Below are 16,966 nucleotides of genomic sequence, written 5' to 3'. Positions count from 1 at the left end.
GCATAACTTCATGCTTCGTTGCCGGCCTCAAGGGCGGCGCGCTTCACATCCACCTTCATCAGAATCACTAACCCTATCAGGAAGAAGATGACGAGCGAAAGGATCGCCCACTGGTAGCTGCCGGTAAACTGCAGCATCAGCCCGAACAGCAGTGGAGCCAGCCAGCTCGTACCCTTGTCGCTGATCTCGTACAGCGAGAAGTATTCGGCCTCTTTGCCCTGCGGAATCATCAGCGAATACAGCGAACGGCTCAAAGCCTGGCTGCCGCCCATCACGATGGCCACCAGCGCGGCGGCGACAAAGTAGTCGCTGGTCGTTTTCACGATGAAGACGCCGCACATGAGGAGGGTCCAGGTGACGAGGCTAAGGACGACGGCGCGATAGGCGGTCATCAGCTTCGCCAGCAGGTTGAACAGCATGGCTCCGCCAAAGGCCACGAACTGAACCATCAGGATCGCCATCGTTAGCGACTCCAACGGAATCTTGAGGTAGTCGGAACCGTACTGCCCGGCCAGGGTGATGACGGCCTGGATGGCGTCGTTGTAGACCAGATACGCAATCAGGAACGTCAACGTCTGCGGGTAGTGGCGCATGTCCTTGAGCGTCTGGAAGAGTTGCAGGAAGCCCTTGGCAAGCACGTTCTCACCCGCCTGGGCCGTGCGCTGCGGCTTTCGATTGCGAATCCCGATCATCGGGATCATGCCGAAAACAGCCCACCACGCGCCAGCCGAGCCAAGGCTGATGCGGACCGCCATGCCCTTGTCGATGCCGAACGATTCGGCCTTCTGGAAGAGCAGAAGGTTCAGGGCCAGCAGGATGCCGCCGCCGAGATACCCGATGCCCCAGCCCTTTGAAGAGACTCCGTCGCGTTCCTCCTCTGGAGCTACATCGTTGAGGAAGCTGTTGTAGATGACAACCGAGCAGCCGAAGGCGAGATTGGCGATCAGGAAGAGCACACCGCCGAGGAGGTACATGCCGCCGGTCAGGGCAAACATCGCAATCGTGCTGGCCGCGCCCAGGTAGGCGAAGACGCCGAGCAGCCGTTTCTTGTTCGGGCTGTAGTCCGCAACTGCCCCCAGCATCGGCAGGAAGACCACCTGCGTCAACACCGAAAGGGAGATCAGGTAACTCCAATAGCTGCGCGCATCCACCGTGAGGCCCAGCGGGTGAACGTTGCCGCCGGCATCAGCCGCGGCTTTGGCTAGTTCCGTGAGATAAGGGCCCAGGAACAGGGTAACGACCGTGCTGGCGAACGCGGAGTTCGCGAAGTCGTACATGTACCAGGCACGCTGTTCGCCGCGGCTGTACTCGAGCTTAGGCTCGGGACTGTTCAAGCTGTGCCTCCACGAGTTGCGACAGTTTCGGATAGTCCTTCTTGCCCGTGCCGAGCAAGGGAATCTTATCGATGTAAACGATGCGGCGCGGAATGGCCAGTTCCGGTGCGCCCATTTCGCGGGCGGCCGCCTGCAACTGGTCGCGCTTGAGGTCTTTGTCCTGCGTACAGAGCACGATCATTTCGCCGCGGCCGGCATCGGGCCGGGTGACTGCGCCATGAATATGTTTCGGCGACGCAGCCTCGGCGATCTTCTCGACCACTTCCAGCGAGATCATCTCGCCGGCGACTTTGGCAAAGCGCTTGACGCGGCCCCTCAGTTGGAGGAACCCGTCGCTATCGACCACGGCCAGATCGCCCGTGGGATACCAGCCCGGGCCGAACACAGACTCCGGCGGCTCCAGCACGCACGGGTTCGACTCCCGCCAGTAACCCAGCATGACGTTCGGACCTTTTACGTGCAGTAGCCCGCCCTCTTCGATGCCAGGCACCTTCTCGAGCTTCCACTCCATCAGGGGAAGGATCTCGCCGACGGTTCCGGCCTTGTAGCGCATGGCGGTGTTCACGGCGATGACGGGCGCGCACTCCGTAGCTCCGTAGCCTTCCAGGACGCGCACGCCGAACTTGTCCATGTAGGTGTTGCGGATCTCGTCGGTGAGCTTCTCCGCCCCGCCCAGCAGCATCTTCACTTTGCGGAAGTCGTAAGGATGGGCTCGCTTGGCGTAGTGTTTCAGGAAGGTGGGTGTCGCGAACATGACCGTGGCGTCACGGTCGTAGAAGAGTTCGGGCACGATGCTGTAGTGCAGCGGGGAGGGATACAGGAACAGCCGCAACCCGCTCACGATCGGCAGCATGAAGCCGGCGGTCAGGCCGAAGCTATGGAACACCGGCATGGCCGAGAGAATCTTGTCGGCGCGCGAGACATCGATGATGCTGAAGACCTGTTCGATGTCGGAGAGGATCGCCCAGTGGCTGAGGACCACCCCTTTGGGCTTGCCTTCGGATCCGGAGGTGAAGAGGACGACAGCGGGCTCATCCGGCTGGCTGGTCTTCGTTGCGGCACGCGGGAACGGCAGGGCGTAGAAGATCAGCCAGAGTTTGTCGCCGAGCGTGAGCTTCGCGCGCAGGTCTTCCAGGAAGACCACGTTGATCCCCTGGAGTTTCTCGACGACAGCAGTGAGTTTGCCCTTTTCCAGGAACTGGCGCGAGGTGAGGATTGTCTTGACCTTGGCCGCGCGCAGGGCGCTCTGCATGCCGTCGACGCCCGCCGTGAAGTTCAGCATGGCGGGAATACGCCGGACGCCGAAGAGGCCCAGCGCCAGGCAGAGGGTGGCGGCCGCATTGGGCATCAGCACGCCGACGACTTCATTCTCGGCGGTGATTTTGGAGACCAGCCGGCCGAGGGCCAGCGACCCTTTGAGAACGCCGCTGTAGGTTAAGTCGGCTCCGCCGGCGTCTTCCACCATACGCCGGCCGCGGCCGTGGAGTTCGATGGCTTCCAGGAACGCTTCGTGCAGTGTACGCTTCGGCTTGGAGAGCGCCAGGCAGCGCTGCAGCAATCGTTGCATCGCCTCACCGGCCTTGCGGCGCCGGAGTTTGCCGGAAGGCGCCTCGGGCATCGGGATGACTTCCCCCGGAAAGAAGGTGACTTTGATCTTGGGGAACCACGCGAGCGGGTAGTCGCCCTCCATGCGGCTGAAGCCCTTGGCGCGGACGGCCCCGTCAAGAATGAAGGGCGCGACGGTGGCGCCGGTCTTGGCGGCGATGAACGCGGGTCCATCATAGATCTTCATGAGGGAGCCGGTGACGGTGACGCGGCCCTCGGGGAAGATGATGACTTTGCGTCCGGCCTCGATGACGTCGACGGTGGACTTCAGGGCAAAGGGGTTGGTCGTATCGATGACGATGTGATCGGTGACCCGAACAAGCAGCCGGAAAATCAGCTGTTTCATGACCTGGGAGTGCACGACCCACAGGGTGTCATCGGGCAGGATACTCCACATGATGGGAGCGTCGAGAAACGACTGGTGATTGCCGACGATCAGGGTCTTGGCGGGCTGCGGCAGCGCGCCGTGGACCTCAATGCGATACAGCAGGCGCAAGAGACCGCGAATCAGAAGTTTAAGCATGGGTCAGGATCCAGGAACAATGCCATTTAGAGGCGTTACAGGTCAGTGTACGACGAAGAAGAGGGGCGAAGTTTGACATTGTGGGGGTGGGCTTGCTACAAAGGAATAACCAACTGCTCCTCAGTAGCTCAATGGTAGAGCATTCGGCTGTTAACCGAAGGGTTGTAGGTTCGAGTCCTACCTGAGGAGCCAAACTATTTCCATCCGCAGTTTTCCTCCCCACCCGTTAACACCAGAGCCATTCGTGTGCCCGAAGGAAGCCTCCGGAGTTGCGCACGTCCTGCCAACAACTTGCACGCTCATGTTCTCCGCCGCCACCGAAGTGGCGAGCGTCGGTGAGTCCGCCGGTGAGTGGTTGGCGCCCCCGTCTGGCCGAACCTCTCCACTCGCCGGGAGAGGCCCTTCGGTTATTTAACAGCCTCAGAATCTCGCCGGGCGGTGTGCACAGTCTTCCCAATTCCTGCGTATGTTTACAGTGGGAGAGCGCTGATCGCCTCCCAATCCACCAGACAGCGGAACGACCGCAAGGCGGACAGCGCTGTGGGTGCCGGAAGTCGGCCATGACAGGCCGGCGCCGGAGCTCACGGCTCCCGCGGCGTTCCGGCATCCACGGCCTGCTTCCCAGCGGTTCGGTGACGCTGGGGAGCACGGACGCTTGGACGAGCCGACGCGATCATTTGACGACGATCTGAAGGCCATCGCCGAGATCCTGACCGCTGGCTACCTCCGGTATCGCGAACGCCGGCGCCGCGAACTTTCCCTTGATAGTGCCGAAGCTTCGAGCCCTCATGGACAAGAGGTTAACGGCACTGAGAAAGGAGAATGAGTTGGGTACCGACGTTTCACAACAGATCGAGGAACTGGCCCAGATGACGGTCAGCCAATTGCGCGAGAGATACATCGAGGTCTTTGGCGAGGAATCGAGGTCGAACCACAAGCAGTTTCTGTTCCGCCGAATCGCGTGGCGCATCCAGGCACTCGCCGAGGGCGGCTTGTCGGAGCGCGCCCGGCGTCGCGCGCTCGAAATCGCCAACGATGCGGACCTTCGGATCCGGGCGCCGAAGACATTCTTCGGACAGAACACCTCGATTCCGCCGCAACTGGCCGTCCGCACAAAGGCGTCGCGGAGCCTCGATCGCCGGTTGCCCGCGCCTGGAACAATCCTCCGGCGACACTACAAGGGTCGCGAGATCATTGTGCGAGTGCTGACGGACGGGTTCGAGTTCGAGCAGCAGATCTACCGATCGCTCAGCGCGATCGCCCGTGAACTGACTGGGACCAAGTGGAATGGCTTCCTCTTCTTCAATCTCCAGCCAGCCGAGGAGCGTGATGCGAAATAGGAGACCCAGACAGACCATTGAGATCCCTCTTCCCAAAGCAGCCGCGAATCACGTCCGGTGCGCCGTCTACACCCGGAAATCGACGGAGGAGGGGCTTGAGCAGGATTTCAACTCCTTGGACGCCCAGCGCGAAGCGGCCGAGGCTTACATCGCAAGCCAACGGCACGAAGGCTGGAGTCTAATCCCGGAGCGTTTTGACGACGGCGGCTACACCGGCGCCAACATGGATCGGCCCGCGCTCGCCAAGTTGCTGACTGCGGTGGAGGCTCGCAAGGTCGACTGCGTAGTGGTCTACAAGGTTGACCGCTTGAGCCGATCGCTGCTCGACTTCGCCAGGCTAATGGAGAGCTTCGACCGGTGCGGCGTCAGCTTCGTTTCCGTCACCCAGCAGTTCAATACGACGTCTTCGCTCGGTCGGCTGACACTGAACATTCTGCTCTCCTTCGCGCAATTCGAACGCGAGCTCATCTCAGAGCGCACCCGCGACAAAATGTCGGCGGCACGGAAGAAGGGCAAATGGGTCGGCGGACATCCGGTGCTCGGGTACGACATCGATCCGAACGGCGGCCGGCTTTTGGTGAACACAGCTGAAGGCCTGCAGGTGAAGGAGATCTTCGATCTGTACCTGCGGCACAACTCGCTCATGCCGGTTGTGCACCAGCTCGAACGGCTCGGGTGGCACACCAAGCAGTGGAAGACGGAGGCCGGGCGCGAGCGGGGCGGCAAGCCGTTCATCAAGAAGGCTGTGTACATGCTCCTCACCAATCCGCTGTACACGGGCTTCGTCAATCACAAGGGGAAGCTCTACCCGGGCGAGCATGAGGCGCTGGTCGACGAGGCAACCTGGAACCTGGTTCAGTCCAACCTGCACCACAACGGCCACACGAACGGCGGCGGCAATAAGAACAAGTATGGCGCGCTGCTGCGCGGTCTATTGTTCTGCGTTCCCTGCGGCGCGCCCATGGTCCACACCTACACCGCGCGCGAGCCGAAGCTCTACCGCTACTACGTCTGCTACAACGCCCAGCAGAAAGGCTGGAAGGCCTGCGAAACGAAGTCGGTCTCGGCGCCGGGAATCGAGACGGCTGTCCTCGATAGCATTCGTGCGTTGGGCCGCGACGGTAAGCTCCGGGCGCAGGTCGTGGCGGGCGTCGAGGCGGACGATCGCAGCCGTCGCGCTCAGATCGAGGCCGAGCAGACTGAGTTGCTCAAGAAGCTGCACAAGCTGAACGGCGACCTCGCGCGCAATGCGGCCGACAAGAAGAGCGGTTCCGCTGCGCGGTTCGACCGGATTGCAGGTCTCCAGCAGGAGATCGAGGCTGTCGAGCGCAAACTGACCGAAGTCGCCTTGAAGATGAAGGCCACGGAAGAGTCCGCTGCCGATCCGTACGAAATCCAACGAACCCTCGAGCGGTTCGAGCTGATTTGGGATTCGCTGACCACGCGCGAGAGGGACAAACTCATACGGACCCTGGTGACCAAGGTGGGCTACGACGGCCGCACCGGCAAGGTGACTATCGGGTTCCGTCATGCACAAGGAAAGGAACTATGCCACGCAAATACGAACAACCAATGACGCCTGCCGATGCGGAGACCGGATTCCAGGTCGAGACCGTCCTCCCGCGTCCAGCCCGCGGGCGACGTCAGGTGGCTGACCCTCGGCCTCGCGTCGGACCGGCGCCGCCCCAGCTACCCCGAATCACGCGGTTGATGGCCCTGGCCATCAAGTTTCAGGACTCAGTAGATCGCGGTGAAGTTCGAGATTATGCCGACATCGCGAGGCTGGGCTACGTTACGCGCGCCCGGGTTACCCAGATCATGAATCTGCTAAACCTCACTCCGGAAATCCAGGAGTTGCTGCTGTTTGCGGACGCCTCTCAGGACGGCGGAGGAACGGAGCGTGATCTACGCCCGATTATTGGCTTGGTTAAATGGGAGGAGCAGCGAACGGCGTGGCGTTCGCTGCTGCTGCGGTAATCCTGTCGCGGGCCTTTCCTTCAGCCCGTTACGCGGCTTTCAGCGACTGTTCCAAGAGGCCATCGATAGCCTCCTCAGCGACATCTGCCATACTTCGGAACTCAATCCGAGCCATATCGTGAAGCCGGCGGAGGATTTCATCCTCGCGGCTGCCGTCGGTTACAGGCGACCACAGGCCGGCATACTGCGTGATTTCGATCTTCTTTCGCCACAGCGAAGTGACCGCGCGGTCCAGCACACTGCCGCGCGAGTGCAGACCAAGGGCGCGCGCAAGGACGTCAAGCTTGGCGAGGGTAGCGGGCCGGAGTTTGAAGGAATACATGGTTGCTTCGGCGTTCATAAGTTCCCCACCAGCCATGGTGGGGCATGCCGGAGCAACGACTCTGAAAATCGCTGATAAACGGAAAGGGCGGGATCTTAAAGCCGGCGACGGCAGTCAGTAGAGGTCATCAATGGTGCTTGCATTGCGAAGCGCCGGAAGTGATACGAATCTGCCTGGCATGATGCGGGCCAAAAACCGCTTGTCGCCTAATTGTAGCGGATTACGAAGCTGGACAGGTGGATCGGTGAGAATGATGCAATGCTTCCCTTCCGCTGCCCATGTGTTGACCTCGGCCAGAACCGCAGGATCGGCAAAGGCATTTTGCAACTCGGGCACCGTCCTTGCTTCCTGGATCGTGATCCGGTTCCACATGGTGCGGTTCCGCGCAATGTACGCAATCTGGCTCGGGTTCTGATTCACGCGGTCTGCCGTTTCGTAATGGGCCACGTAACGTGCGGCCCTTCCGCCGAGATTGTTGGGAAACCAGACACGATGCCGAAGGGCTACATCCATGAACCAACCGTTTTGGACGGCCAGAACGACATCCTCGATCTCACCGTGCGGCAGTAGGTCGATTTCCTTCTTGTCGTACATCGTAGTCTCCACCTCCTCCAGGAACAGCGCGCCGATGCGCCGCCCGTACTCGACATCCTTTCCATTCACGACCCGCCGCCGGTCCTTCCTGATCTGATCTGGCGTCAATCGCAGAGAGCGCTTCAGTATGTCGAGCACTTCGAACCAGCGCAGCCAGACGCATGTTCCATCTGGCACGATGGCGGGTTCAACCTGTGCTTTCAGTTCATCAAATGAAACGTTTCTGTTGCCGATGCAGAAGCAGTCCATCTGGGTGATGCACACCAGCTTCATGTTCATGGCGGGCGATGTGGCCAAGTGCGTGGCGTAGTCGGTAATCTGCTCAACCGTAAGCGGGTTGCTACCGATCTTGGCCTCAATCAGAGCGTGAAGGTCATCGTCCAGGCGGATTTCGCCATCGGGGATTCTGACGTTGCCGGACGCGGACCTATGGGGTACCTGGAAGCGAATCCGAATCTTGGCACAGGAAGTCGTCGGCAGAACCGCGCCGCATCGCTCGAGGAACGCGGGAAGAAAGCTGGATCGGAATTCCGAGAGCATGAAGAGTACGTTCGCGGTGAACCGGTTCTCGTCGTCCTCGAAATACCTGCCGTGCAGCGAAAACAGGTTCAGTTCATTCATGGCGCGCTTCGAGCTCCACTCGCCTAGCTGAATTTCCTTTCCGCCTGAACGGACCCGTCGCACTCGGGGCAGAGGACACGCGTGTTGGCCTCTGTGTATCCGTCAACGGCGACGATCCGGTCCAGGACAGAATTACGTTTGGGCAACGGATTCTGGCAGATGGCGCACTGGCCGTTCTGCTCAGCGACTTTCTTCTGCTTGAGCTTCCGCCGCTGCATGGGGGTACCTCGCTCGTCGTGAATTAAGCGATTGAGGATATAGCGGCGTAGCGCGAAGAGCAGTTCCCGATCGCCCGCTGCAACGTTTTTGATCTCAGCGCGCGTGGTGTCGAGGATGCGCCGGGCAGACTCATGCTCGTCTGCGGTCAGCCTGCGGTTCGGCTGCCGATCCTGATCGGGTTCTCCGCACGCAGACTCGTCGATCACAGCTTCCATCCAGCCTTGATCTTGTCGAGGATGCTATTCGCCAGCGACAGATCGCCATCCCCTTTCGTCTTGACCGTGATCCGGACTTCAATCTGCGGGTCCATGCCGGCGAGGGGCTTTGACAGCATGTGGATTTGGTCCGCGAGGTCCTGGATTTCCGAGATGCTGAGGACCGCAAGACTCGAGGCTCGACGCCCCGCTGGCGTTTGGGTTGGAGGTGGCTCCTGGGGCTTCGGTGCCGCGCTACGAATCATCAGGTCAGTGCTGCCGTCATTTTGCAGGGAACTGATCGGACCAGTTCCGCTGACGCGGTGAATGAAACCCTGACCCAGAGCGGCATTGACGCTATCCATGAAGAGCTTCGTCGGCCACGGCCGCCCGCGCTTGGCCTTCAGGTCGGCGTACAACGCGGACACGGTGGTCTTCGGCTCGGCCTCCGTGGTCCAGGCGTCGGACAGCGCCGTTGGAAGGAGGTCCATCGCGGCCAGAGCCGCCGGTGGCCGGAACAGGAGCGCGTCGGCATCCATCTGGATCGCCGTGGGGGCCTCCGAGAAGACGCTGTCGTTGCCGTAGACCAGCCAGAGCCCGCCATCCTGAATGGCTTTCGAAACGGCTTTCTTCACGAAGGTGTAGTCCACTTTGGGGATCGGTCGCATCTCTGGCGGGTAACCGGGCTGCGTCTCCTCCTCGAAGACGTGGGTCCCATCGAACCACGAAAACAGATCCGAGAGCTTGACGCCGTCGTCTGTCTTCGGCCACAGGCCAGACAGTGCGGCTGGCAGGACTGCCGCCGAACTCAGTGCGTTCAGCGTTGCCTGCGCCGGCAGCCAGGCTTCGGCGCTCTTGCCCCAGTCGGTGACGTCGATCCCGGAACGCCAGAACCACGCCTCGGACTGGTCGGTGCGAACACAGCGAACAGCCAGCACCCCGCGCCGCACCGCGTCTTCGATCGTGTTGAGAACAGTCCGCCCGCTCAGGAGCTTCGGCAGCCGCGGATCGCGACCAAACTGCTGGTACAGGTCCGCCACGCGAATGTGCGAATCTGTCGCCGGCCAAACCGGGTATAGGCCGTTCGGCATGATCGCTTCCGCGTCGATCTTCTGGCGGAATAGCCGAAGTGCCGTTTCCTTCAGGAGCGTAGCAAAGAGCGATTCCGCGCCAAGTGTGATCTTTTTGGCCTGGATCGAACCGTCCTTCTCCAAGTAGAGAACCAACTCGTAGGCGTTCTTGACCGAGGTCTGCGCCGCCTTCAAAGCTTCGCGCTTCTTGTCGCGCACGGTCTTCTGCTGGAAGTTGTCCAGATCTTTGAATTGGCTCGAAGTTTCGATCTCCTCCCAGGCCAGCCACTCCGCGATCTGTTGTTCCGCCTGATGCAGTCCTGTCACGCTGGGTGTCGCAACGAGGACAATGTTCTGATACGTCCGGATATCGCTCGGCGAAGAGTGCGTGCGCAGGAACTCCTGCGCCTTTGCGAGGGGCGGGTCGCCGACCACGCCAGCGTAGTCAGCGCCCAGCACCACCAACCGGAACTGTCCATCGTCATCGACGTCAGCAGGCGCATCCGGGAGCTTGTGCGGCTTGATGCCTTCTTCGACCGCGCCTTCATACAGGGGATCGCACTTCTTCTCTGCAAGTTCATTGAACTTGCTCTTCGCGTGTTTCAGCACCTGTTTCTTGTAAGAATCGTGAAGCTGGTTGAGATTCGGCTTCGGCCCGAGCCTCCAATATTTCGGAACGCCGGTGCCAGCCTCCGTCGAATCGCACTCTTCCAGGTACCAGGACGCCTTGGCCCAGGCGATCAGTCCGTTGTTCAAAACGGCCGGCATCTCACAAGTGCCAGCCAGTAGCCAGCGAAGATCCGATAGTTCCGCCTGTTCTCCGATGGGTTGGGAGAAAACGAACGCGGCCACGCACGCCGCCTCGATCTCGCGCCCGGTGAGAGTGGCGGCATCCGCTTTCTGCGCGTCCATCGCTCGTGGCAACTCCGTCTTCAGGTTGGTCGGCCACTGGGGATTCTTCACGCGGTCGGAGTCTTTCGCGGCCTCTGCCAACTTGAGCAGCGCTTCGCTCAGGCCATCCTTGCCCGGCGCGTTCAAGAAGACCTGCGGCCCGATGATGGGTGATTCGTCCCATTTCTCCGCGTCGCGCAGAGCCATGGCGAAGGTCTGCAAGACGCCGCGCGTGCGCTGGAACTGGTCCAGGTCGGTCCATTTGCCGAAGAAGCGATCAAGGAGGTCCGGATGGAACGGGTACGCCGTCTTCAGGCGGTCTACCGAATCCGGCTGCTTGGCGCGGACACCATCGACGGCCTTCATGCGCGGCCAGAAAGCAACAATGTGTTTCTCACGATCCGCGGGGTTCTCGGGGAAACTGACGAACAGCCGGCGCCGAAGCAACTCCGCGAGGTCGTCCTTCTCAACGGGCGACTGGAGCGACGCCTGACGGTTCAGGCCGTTGTTGCAGGCATTCAGAACCGCTTTCCCGACTTCGTCGTTCTTCTGCGGGTCGGTGGCCAGCAGGGAGACGACCAGGCAGGAACGCGACGAGGACTCGGTGGCCTGAGAGAGACGCTGGAAGAAATTCTTGAAGCGGTCATACCAAACGGGGCCACGGTCCTGCTTTTGGCCCGATGAGTCGGGCGACGCGGCGTCGTGCGCCCACATCAGGAACTCGTCAATCAGGATCAGCGCGCCGCAGCCCGAAGCCTCAACCTCACTGAGGATTTGCGCCCAGAGCGTGTCCGACGGCGGTGTGTCATAGTCCGCCTTCGCCTCGTCACGCGCCAGAATATCCAGGCCCTTCTGGCCGAGCAACTGCCAGGCGATCAGGTTCCAGGGCATGCGGAAACTGCGCTTCTCCCCCGTCGGAGACGCAACTTCGCAGCCCTTTACCCAGTCCACCTTGTCGAACGACACGGCGGCAACTCTGGCGATCGGCGGATCAGCAAGCTGGGCGTCATTCAGAATTGTCCCTACTGACGTCTCGCCCTTCGGCAACTTGGCGCCGAGGGTGGTCAGGTAGTAGAGCGTGGTGAGCGTATGCGATTTACCGCCACCGAAGGTCTGGGCGACGTTGATCACGGCCTCACCACCGGGAACCTTCGCGAGCCGCCGAAGAACCACCTTGCAGAACTGCCGGAGATTCTGGGTCGCATAAGTCGTGCTGAAGAACTGCGCGGGATCGCAGTAGAACGGCATGTCGCCCGGCCAGCCGTTGATCACCTTGTAGAGATCGACGGCGAAGTCGCTGGCGGTCAGCTTTCGATCGCGGATCTCCGGGCGCAGATCGCAAGTGGCCTTCCACGGCTGGATCACTGATTGTTTGCTCATATCGACGATTCCTCTTTGCTGTCTCTAGTTGATCTGCACTTGGTCGGCGTCTGCCACCGCATCAAAAAGCGACACTTCCTTCATTTCGTTTGCAACGACGATCATCTTTCGGCTCATCCGAAGTTGTGTCGCGAGCGCCTCGACAAGCCGCCTCTCGGACTCCTGCTTGTCGCGTACTGCCAACTCACGAACGGCCTGCAACAGCGGCTTGAATGCCCGGTCGTTGGACAACCCCCAGGCATCGAATGTCTCCTGGACCTCTGAAGTTCGGTTCTGTTGAAAGAGAAACATCAAACGGTGAAGCTTGTCTATCAGCGGAGCTGGTTGCCCGGCCTTGCTCTCTCCGAGTCCTTCTTTCGAGGATCGCTCCTGCCACCCCATCAATCGGTACTCGTTTCCTTTGCCCTCGGTAGTCTCGCTTGGCTGATCATCGGACTCTTCGTCCTCTTTTCGCGGCCGCCCTTTCTTCAGCTTCCCTCCCTGTTCCAGGATGTTCCACACGACTTTAAGTTCGGTCTCCTTCTTCCCGCAAGCATTCGCGTAAAGGATGCAAGCGCCAGCCGGAGTCGGCTCAAGTCCGAAGTAAGCGCGGTGAAGCAAGTAATACTGGGTGACAGGATCCATTTCAAGGCTCTCACCGCGCCCTTGGGTTTCCAGTTGGAAATCACGGAAGCCAGGCAGTTCCCCCAGGCAGAATTGAAGTACCAGTTTGCGCACTTCGCGGAGAAACTCGCTCACTGTGAGGATGCCTCCTTCAGTCTTCTTGACAAAAGGATGAGCGCTGTATGCCTCGAGCGCCGGGCCTAGCGCGGCCCAAATGAAGTCGGGTCCACTGATCCCTAAGTCGAAGTAGTACTGAAGGATGTTGCGGCCGCCCAAGGTGTCGCGAGGATCGAAGAGCGTCTTCTTCATCTCCTCCAACACCCTCTCCTGCCATCCCGCGGCGGCGCTCTTCGGTCGCTTCCGACACACGATCCAGATCGACGACGAGAGCGACGCTCTGTTGAAGTTTCTGAATCCTCCGGTCATCTCTGTCTGAATCGGCCAGCTAGCAACCACGAGGAAGCCGGCACGGATCATTGCACTAACAAGCGTTTCCCACGCATCGACGTCCTTGTTAGCGAACACGACCACGAAACGACCACCATCACTCAATCCCTCGTAGCACCTTTGAAACGATGTCGCCATGCCATCTTCATAGGCCTGTTTCGCCTTCACCTTGTCGCCCGAATGACGCGATTCATCCTGAATCAGTTCACCATCGTTCGCGGCGTTGTCCCATTTCGGCCCCAACTGCGCACTGAATACTTGCCGATATGTCTCATTGAGATCGCCGACGATGCGCTTTTGCCAAATGAAGAAAAAATCCATCAGGTCCGAATACGGTATGGCGTCATAGTAGGGAGGATCGGTGAAGATGATCTGCTGCTCCGCGAACTTGGTTGTCACGCTACTAGAGCGACGAATATCCGGCGAACGATGGTTGCCTTTGGTGGCAACCAAAAGGGATGCGATGGCCTTCGCCGCAACCTCCATACCTCCGGCGTAATAGCGATCTGACTGCGACAGAGGGTTTGCTTCGGCGAAATCCCAATTGACCGGAAGAGCATACCTGCTAAACGTTTGTTTCACCTCTCCGGCAGTTGGGTCCCAGATACACAAAGTGCTCATGTAGTTCGCGAGGCGTCCGAATAAGATGGTTAAGTAGGCAGCTAGCGCTTCCGATGCCGGTTCCTCGTTGTGTCGGATGACCTGAATTGCCTCGCGTGTCTGTACGGCGAAAACACCAAGGGCCAAGAGTTGACGCGAAGTAAAGATATCTCGCCACTTCTTAAGTCCGTAGTTATGGAGCGAGAATGCCCGCGATGCCCCACTGCCGCCGCCGGCGGGCGTCGCCTCGTCAGGCATGCCGAACGGCAAGTCTCTAAAAATGGCAGCGAGGTCTTCGATCTCAGGCGAGGCAGCGACAATCTCGCTGTCGGACGGCAGTCGATAAAACTTGACGGCTTTCTTGGCTCCGGGTTTTACAACCTCGACGACAACCGAGATCATCTGCGTGTCAAGGAGGCCTTGTTGGCCTTGGCGACGAAGATCTTCGGTGGTCAGGGCGATCATTCCAGGCCGTCCGCTCAGCGGACTCCAGACACCGGCGCGGTTCATCGTGCCCAACTTAAGAAAGTCCGAAAACGTGTCAACCGTGACTTCCCATGCAGACAGGTGCGGGTTATCTGCGATGATCCGTTCGGGCTGATCAAGATCTGAGTCCCGCAAGAGCACGAAGTCGACACGCAACCGATCTGCGCTCGGGACCGGCAAAAGTGCCACGCGCCGGCCTTTCTTCCTGCATAGCCAGAACGATTTTAGGAGTGGAATGCGACCAGTTGAAACCTTGTCTCTTGCTGTTCGTGCCCACAAATACGCTACGGTGTGCTCTCCGCTGATGATGGGATAGCGGGATGCAAGGTTCGCACGGGAGCGCTCAAGTACCCACCTTCCCCAGGCACGCACGTGCCAAGCCAGGTCAGCGTCGGGCAGTTCCATAAGAGCCAGTTGCTTTGGATCTGAGAAGTGGGACTTCTTATCACCTCTGCGTCTCTTCACTTTTCCCGCGAGAAAGTCCTCAAGGAAATCTGGCCAGTCACGCACGAAACTCGGAAGCGGCCATGTCTTGCCTGCAAACTGCTGTGGATAGTCTAGAGTGCATTTCAAGATGAACCATGCGACAGGATTCAGGTCAGAAGCCGTTGCTGCACAACCGAGGCGCATGGCCTCCAATGGAATGGCCCCACCGCCAGCGAATGGGTCAAGCACGCTCGGCATCTCGTCCCCATAAAAGCTGGCGATCTCCTTGCGAAGCTCTTCCATCGACCCTTCGTCCTCTTGGCCCCACGCGAGGACTCCGCCCTCTACGACCTGCTTGTCCTCAACGACGGTATTACCTTCGTCATCAACCTCCTCAACGGATTTTGTAACGACGGCGCCACCGATTTTAGCCATCAGTTCTCGCCTCTTCTCTGAGTCCCCCGGATCTGGTAGAAGAGTGGCCAGCAGCGCTGCCCGGCAAGCCGCAAGCGGTCGCCGGGCAGGCCAAATGTGCAGCGTCGAGATATGGCCATGCCTCACGTTCTTCTCGTGAACGCTAGCGATCGATGCCTGCTTCAACGGAAAAGCTACTTCAATTAGCCGCGGCTTGTCGTTCATCGTTTCACTCCTTCTGGTCCCAAATCTCCGAATCTCTTGTTTGCCGCCGATCACGTTCTCTGTCGCGGGAAGGGGAGATGGTCCCCGCAGTGCGCGATGATGATCCTGTTCAGCTTCCGATCGGCTTCGAAATAGATCTGAAGGCAGTTCTTTCGGTCTCCACCACCAAGGTCGAGATGCTGGTAGACCTTTCTCTTGCCACCGTTCAACGTGAATTCCCGATACCGCCCATACTTGCGGTAATCGTTCTTCACCGTGTCGCTCTCTGTCTGCGAATACTGGGTGAATCCCCGCTTGCCAAGTTGCTCGGCCCATCCACCCATGGACGTGCCGGTTCGGACTGAGTCGAAATACAGGTTCCCGACGTCCCTGATGGCCATGAGCGCCTGGTAAACCTCCTCGGGCCGGGCGAACTCCGAAGATCCGGCCGCGTTCTTGGCGGTGTCCAACACCAGGAGATCCTGGCCGAACTCACGCTCGGCCTGCTCCAACGCAGCGAGCGGAGACTCGGGTTCCACTTCTTCCGGCTCCTGGGGCGCCGCCGCCTCGTCCTCACCACTGAGCGCCTGATGCTGCTGGAACAAGTTCCAGTTCGACTTGACTGTGCTCAACTCGAACGTCAGGTCGGATTTCTCCTTCTCCAACTGCTTCAGCCGTTCCAGCAGCGAGGCGTTTTCTTCCATCGCCATCTCATGGAGAGGCAGCAAGTCCTGCAGGGTGCTGGCGTCGCTGGCTCCTTGTTGAATTTGCCTCCGGACGCGCTCGGATTCAGCCACCCGCTCGGCATCGATTCTCGCCTGAGTTTCCCGGATCACTTCTCCGTCTGCGAAGCGGAAGGCCGAAACCTTCGACAGGAAGTTGAATAGCCGCCGATCGAGGGGCTTCCCTGAGAATTCGAACTTCTCGATCTGAATCGGGAAGTAAAGTTCGTGTTGCATCGGATCGGAGGTTCGGGTTAGGCCAGGCCAATAGATGCGGATGCACCCGTTGAAACACGAAAGCGACTTGCCCAGACTGTCCGTAAGCCGGAAAGCAGCCCATTTATCGAAAACCGCCACGTGTGCAAAACCCAGTAGACTGCGGTGCAGACGGTCTGCGTCCACGTTGGGCTCGTCTTTGAACCTGTCATGGGACACGACCACGACCGGCAGAGTGCGTTTGTCGTCCAGCAGGATTTCGTCAACGAAGGTCGGTACGTCTGACGCCTCCACCAGTTGCTTATGGGAAAGGATCGGGCGGGGGCCGGCCCAGCAAGAATAATCCGTAAGGATGTCCGTAACGATTCGGGGTCTCCCGATGCTCAGCCAGGCGGGTCGGACAACGAACGCCGTGGAGGCCGCGCCAAGCTGCAAGGCAAACTGTATCCGATCATCGAGCCAGGCGATGGCAATATCCGTGGTCCACCGCATGGACGCGTCCTTGTCGTCCGGGTGAATCCAGCGAACACGAACCAATGCGCCTTCGCCAACGGCATGGCAGTAGTGGTGAATGGAATGGCCCGGCAGCGGTTCCGCGCTCTTGTTTGCCGGCGGAAACGCACACAGGGTGTTCCACGACCGTTTGTACTTCTCTTCCACCCAGTTGGAGACGCGGTTCAGGAGCTCTGATAGCAACGCCCCTACGTTTTGCCCACTGGCGGGAATGACTTCGAACTGGATGGAGTACAGATTCGGCATCGAACGTTAAACCTCCTCG

The 16,966-nt window shown here is 59.8% G+C and carries 11 protein-coding genes and 1 tRNA gene; 4 read left to right on the top strand and 8 right to left on the bottom strand.

The features are described 5' to 3' along the window. Positions 1-8: 8 nt before the first annotated feature. Together IRI77_RS36795 and IRI77_RS36790 are read right to left on the bottom strand one after the other, a co-directional pair. Complete coding sequence (locus IRI77_RS36795) at positions 9-1,334, bottom strand: MFS transporter (RefSeq protein WP_228486511.1); 1,326 nt, start codon at positions 1,332-1,334, stop codon at positions 9-11. Further along, on the bottom strand, positions 1,315-3,462 hold the full coding sequence (locus tag IRI77_RS36790) for an AMP-binding protein (RefSeq protein ID WP_194449898.1): 2,148 nt from the start codon (positions 3,460-3,462) through the stop codon (positions 1,315-1,317). The genes IRI77_RS36795 and IRI77_RS36790 overlap by 20 nt, the downstream gene beginning before the upstream one ends. A 117-nt stretch (positions 3,463-3,579) precedes the next feature. On the opposite strand from IRI77_RS36790, the gene IRI77_RS36785 reads away from it, so the two are divergent. The 4 genes from IRI77_RS36785 (at position 3,580) to IRI77_RS36770 (ending at position 6,779) form a co-directional block, all read left to right on the top strand. Then, positions 3,580-3,654: transfer RNA gene (locus IRI77_RS36785), tRNA-Asn, on the top strand. Between the two features lie 635 nt (positions 3,655-4,289). Then, complete coding sequence (locus IRI77_RS36780; RefSeq protein ID WP_228486510.1) at positions 4,290-4,802, top strand: DUF2924 domain-containing protein; 513 nt, start codon at positions 4,290-4,292, stop codon at positions 4,800-4,802. Continuing rightward, complete coding sequence (locus IRI77_RS36775) at positions 4,792-6,378, top strand: recombinase family protein (protein WP_194449896.1); 1,587 nt, start codon at positions 4,792-4,794, stop codon at positions 6,376-6,378. Before IRI77_RS36780 ends, IRI77_RS36775 begins: the two co-directional genes overlap by 11 nt. A gap of 134 nt (positions 6,379-6,512) precedes the next feature. After that, positions 6,513-6,779 (top strand): hypothetical protein, encoded by a 267-nt coding sequence (locus tag IRI77_RS36770; protein ID WP_194449895.1) that lies wholly within the window; start codon positions 6,513-6,515, stop codon positions 6,777-6,779. A gap of 28 nt (positions 6,780-6,807) precedes the next feature. Here the strand turns inward: IRI77_RS36770 and IRI77_RS36765 are convergent, their stop codons facing one another. The 6 genes from IRI77_RS36765 to IRI77_RS36740 form a co-directional block, all read right to left on the bottom strand. Further along, positions 6,808-7,119, bottom strand: coding sequence for a hypothetical protein (locus IRI77_RS36765; RefSeq protein ID WP_194449894.1), 312 nt, complete (start codon positions 7,117-7,119; stop codon positions 6,808-6,810). A 96-nt stretch (positions 7,120-7,215) separates the two neighbouring features. After that, positions 7,216-8,316, bottom strand: a complete 1,101-nt coding sequence (locus IRI77_RS36760) for a hypothetical protein (RefSeq protein WP_194449893.1) — start codon at positions 8,314-8,316, stop codon at positions 7,216-7,218. A gap of 23 nt (positions 8,317-8,339) precedes the next feature. Then, on the bottom strand, positions 8,340-8,750 hold the full coding sequence (locus IRI77_RS36755) for a hypothetical protein (protein ID WP_194449892.1): 411 nt from the start codon (positions 8,748-8,750) through the stop codon (positions 8,340-8,342). After that, a complete protein-coding gene (locus tag IRI77_RS36750) occupies positions 8,738-12,070 on the bottom strand; it encodes a DUF499 domain-containing protein (protein WP_194449891.1) in 3,333 nt (1,110 codons plus the stop codon). The genes IRI77_RS36755 and IRI77_RS36750 overlap by 13 nt, the downstream gene beginning before the upstream one ends. A gap of 24 nt (positions 12,071-12,094) precedes the next feature. Further along, the gene (locus IRI77_RS36745) at positions 12,095-15,271 is read right to left on the bottom strand and encodes a DUF1156 domain-containing protein (RefSeq protein ID WP_194449890.1); all 3,177 of its coding nucleotides are present in this window, start codon (positions 15,269-15,271) and stop codon (positions 12,095-12,097) included. Between the two features lie 50 nt (positions 15,272-15,321). After that, positions 15,322-16,947, bottom strand: coding sequence for a hypothetical protein (locus tag IRI77_RS36740; protein WP_194449889.1), 1,626 nt, complete (start codon positions 16,945-16,947; stop codon positions 15,322-15,324). Positions 16,948-16,966: the final 19 nt, after the last annotated feature.

It is taken from the genome of Paludibaculum fermentans, from assembly GCF_015277775.1.
Lineage (GTDB): Bacteria > Acidobacteriota > Terriglobia > Bryobacterales > Bryobacteraceae > Paludibaculum > Paludibaculum fermentans.
The sequence above is the reverse complement of the archived record's forward strand: the minus strand, read 5'-3'. Positions and strand labels throughout refer to the sequence as shown.

Bases quoted from the DNA above. Each gene is read 5' to 3' on its own strand.
- IRI77_RS36745 (WP_194449890.1), bottom strand. From the start codon at position 15,271: ATGAACGACAAGCCGCGGCTAATTGAAGTAGCTTTTCCGTTGAAGCAG.
- IRI77_RS36755 (WP_194449892.1), bottom strand. From the start codon at position 8,750: ATGGAAGCTGTGATCGACGAGTCTGCGTGCGGAGAACCCGATCAGGAT.
- IRI77_RS36775 (WP_194449896.1), top strand. From the start codon at position 4,792: ATGCGAAATAGGAGACCCAGACAGACCATTGAGATCCCTCTTCCCAAA.
- IRI77_RS36740 (WP_194449889.1), bottom strand. From the start codon at position 16,947: ATGCCGAATCTGTACTCCATCCAGTTCGAAGTCATTCCCGCCAGTGGG.
- IRI77_RS36765 (WP_194449894.1), bottom strand. From the start codon at position 7,119: ATGAACGCCGAAGCAACCATGTATTCCTTCAAACTCCGGCCCGCTACC.
- IRI77_RS36760 (WP_194449893.1), bottom strand. From the start codon at position 8,316: ATGAATGAACTGAACCTGTTTTCGCTGCACGGCAGGTATTTCGAGGAC.
- IRI77_RS36770 (WP_194449895.1), top strand. From the start codon at position 6,513: ATGGCCCTGGCCATCAAGTTTCAGGACTCAGTAGATCGCGGTGAAGTT.
- IRI77_RS36750 (WP_194449891.1), bottom strand. From the start codon at position 12,070: ATGAGCAAACAATCAGTGATCCAGCCGTGGAAGGCCACTTGCGATCTG.
- IRI77_RS36790 (WP_194449898.1), bottom strand. From the start codon at position 3,462: ATGCTTAAACTTCTGATTCGCGGTCTCTTGCGCCTGCTGTATCGCATT.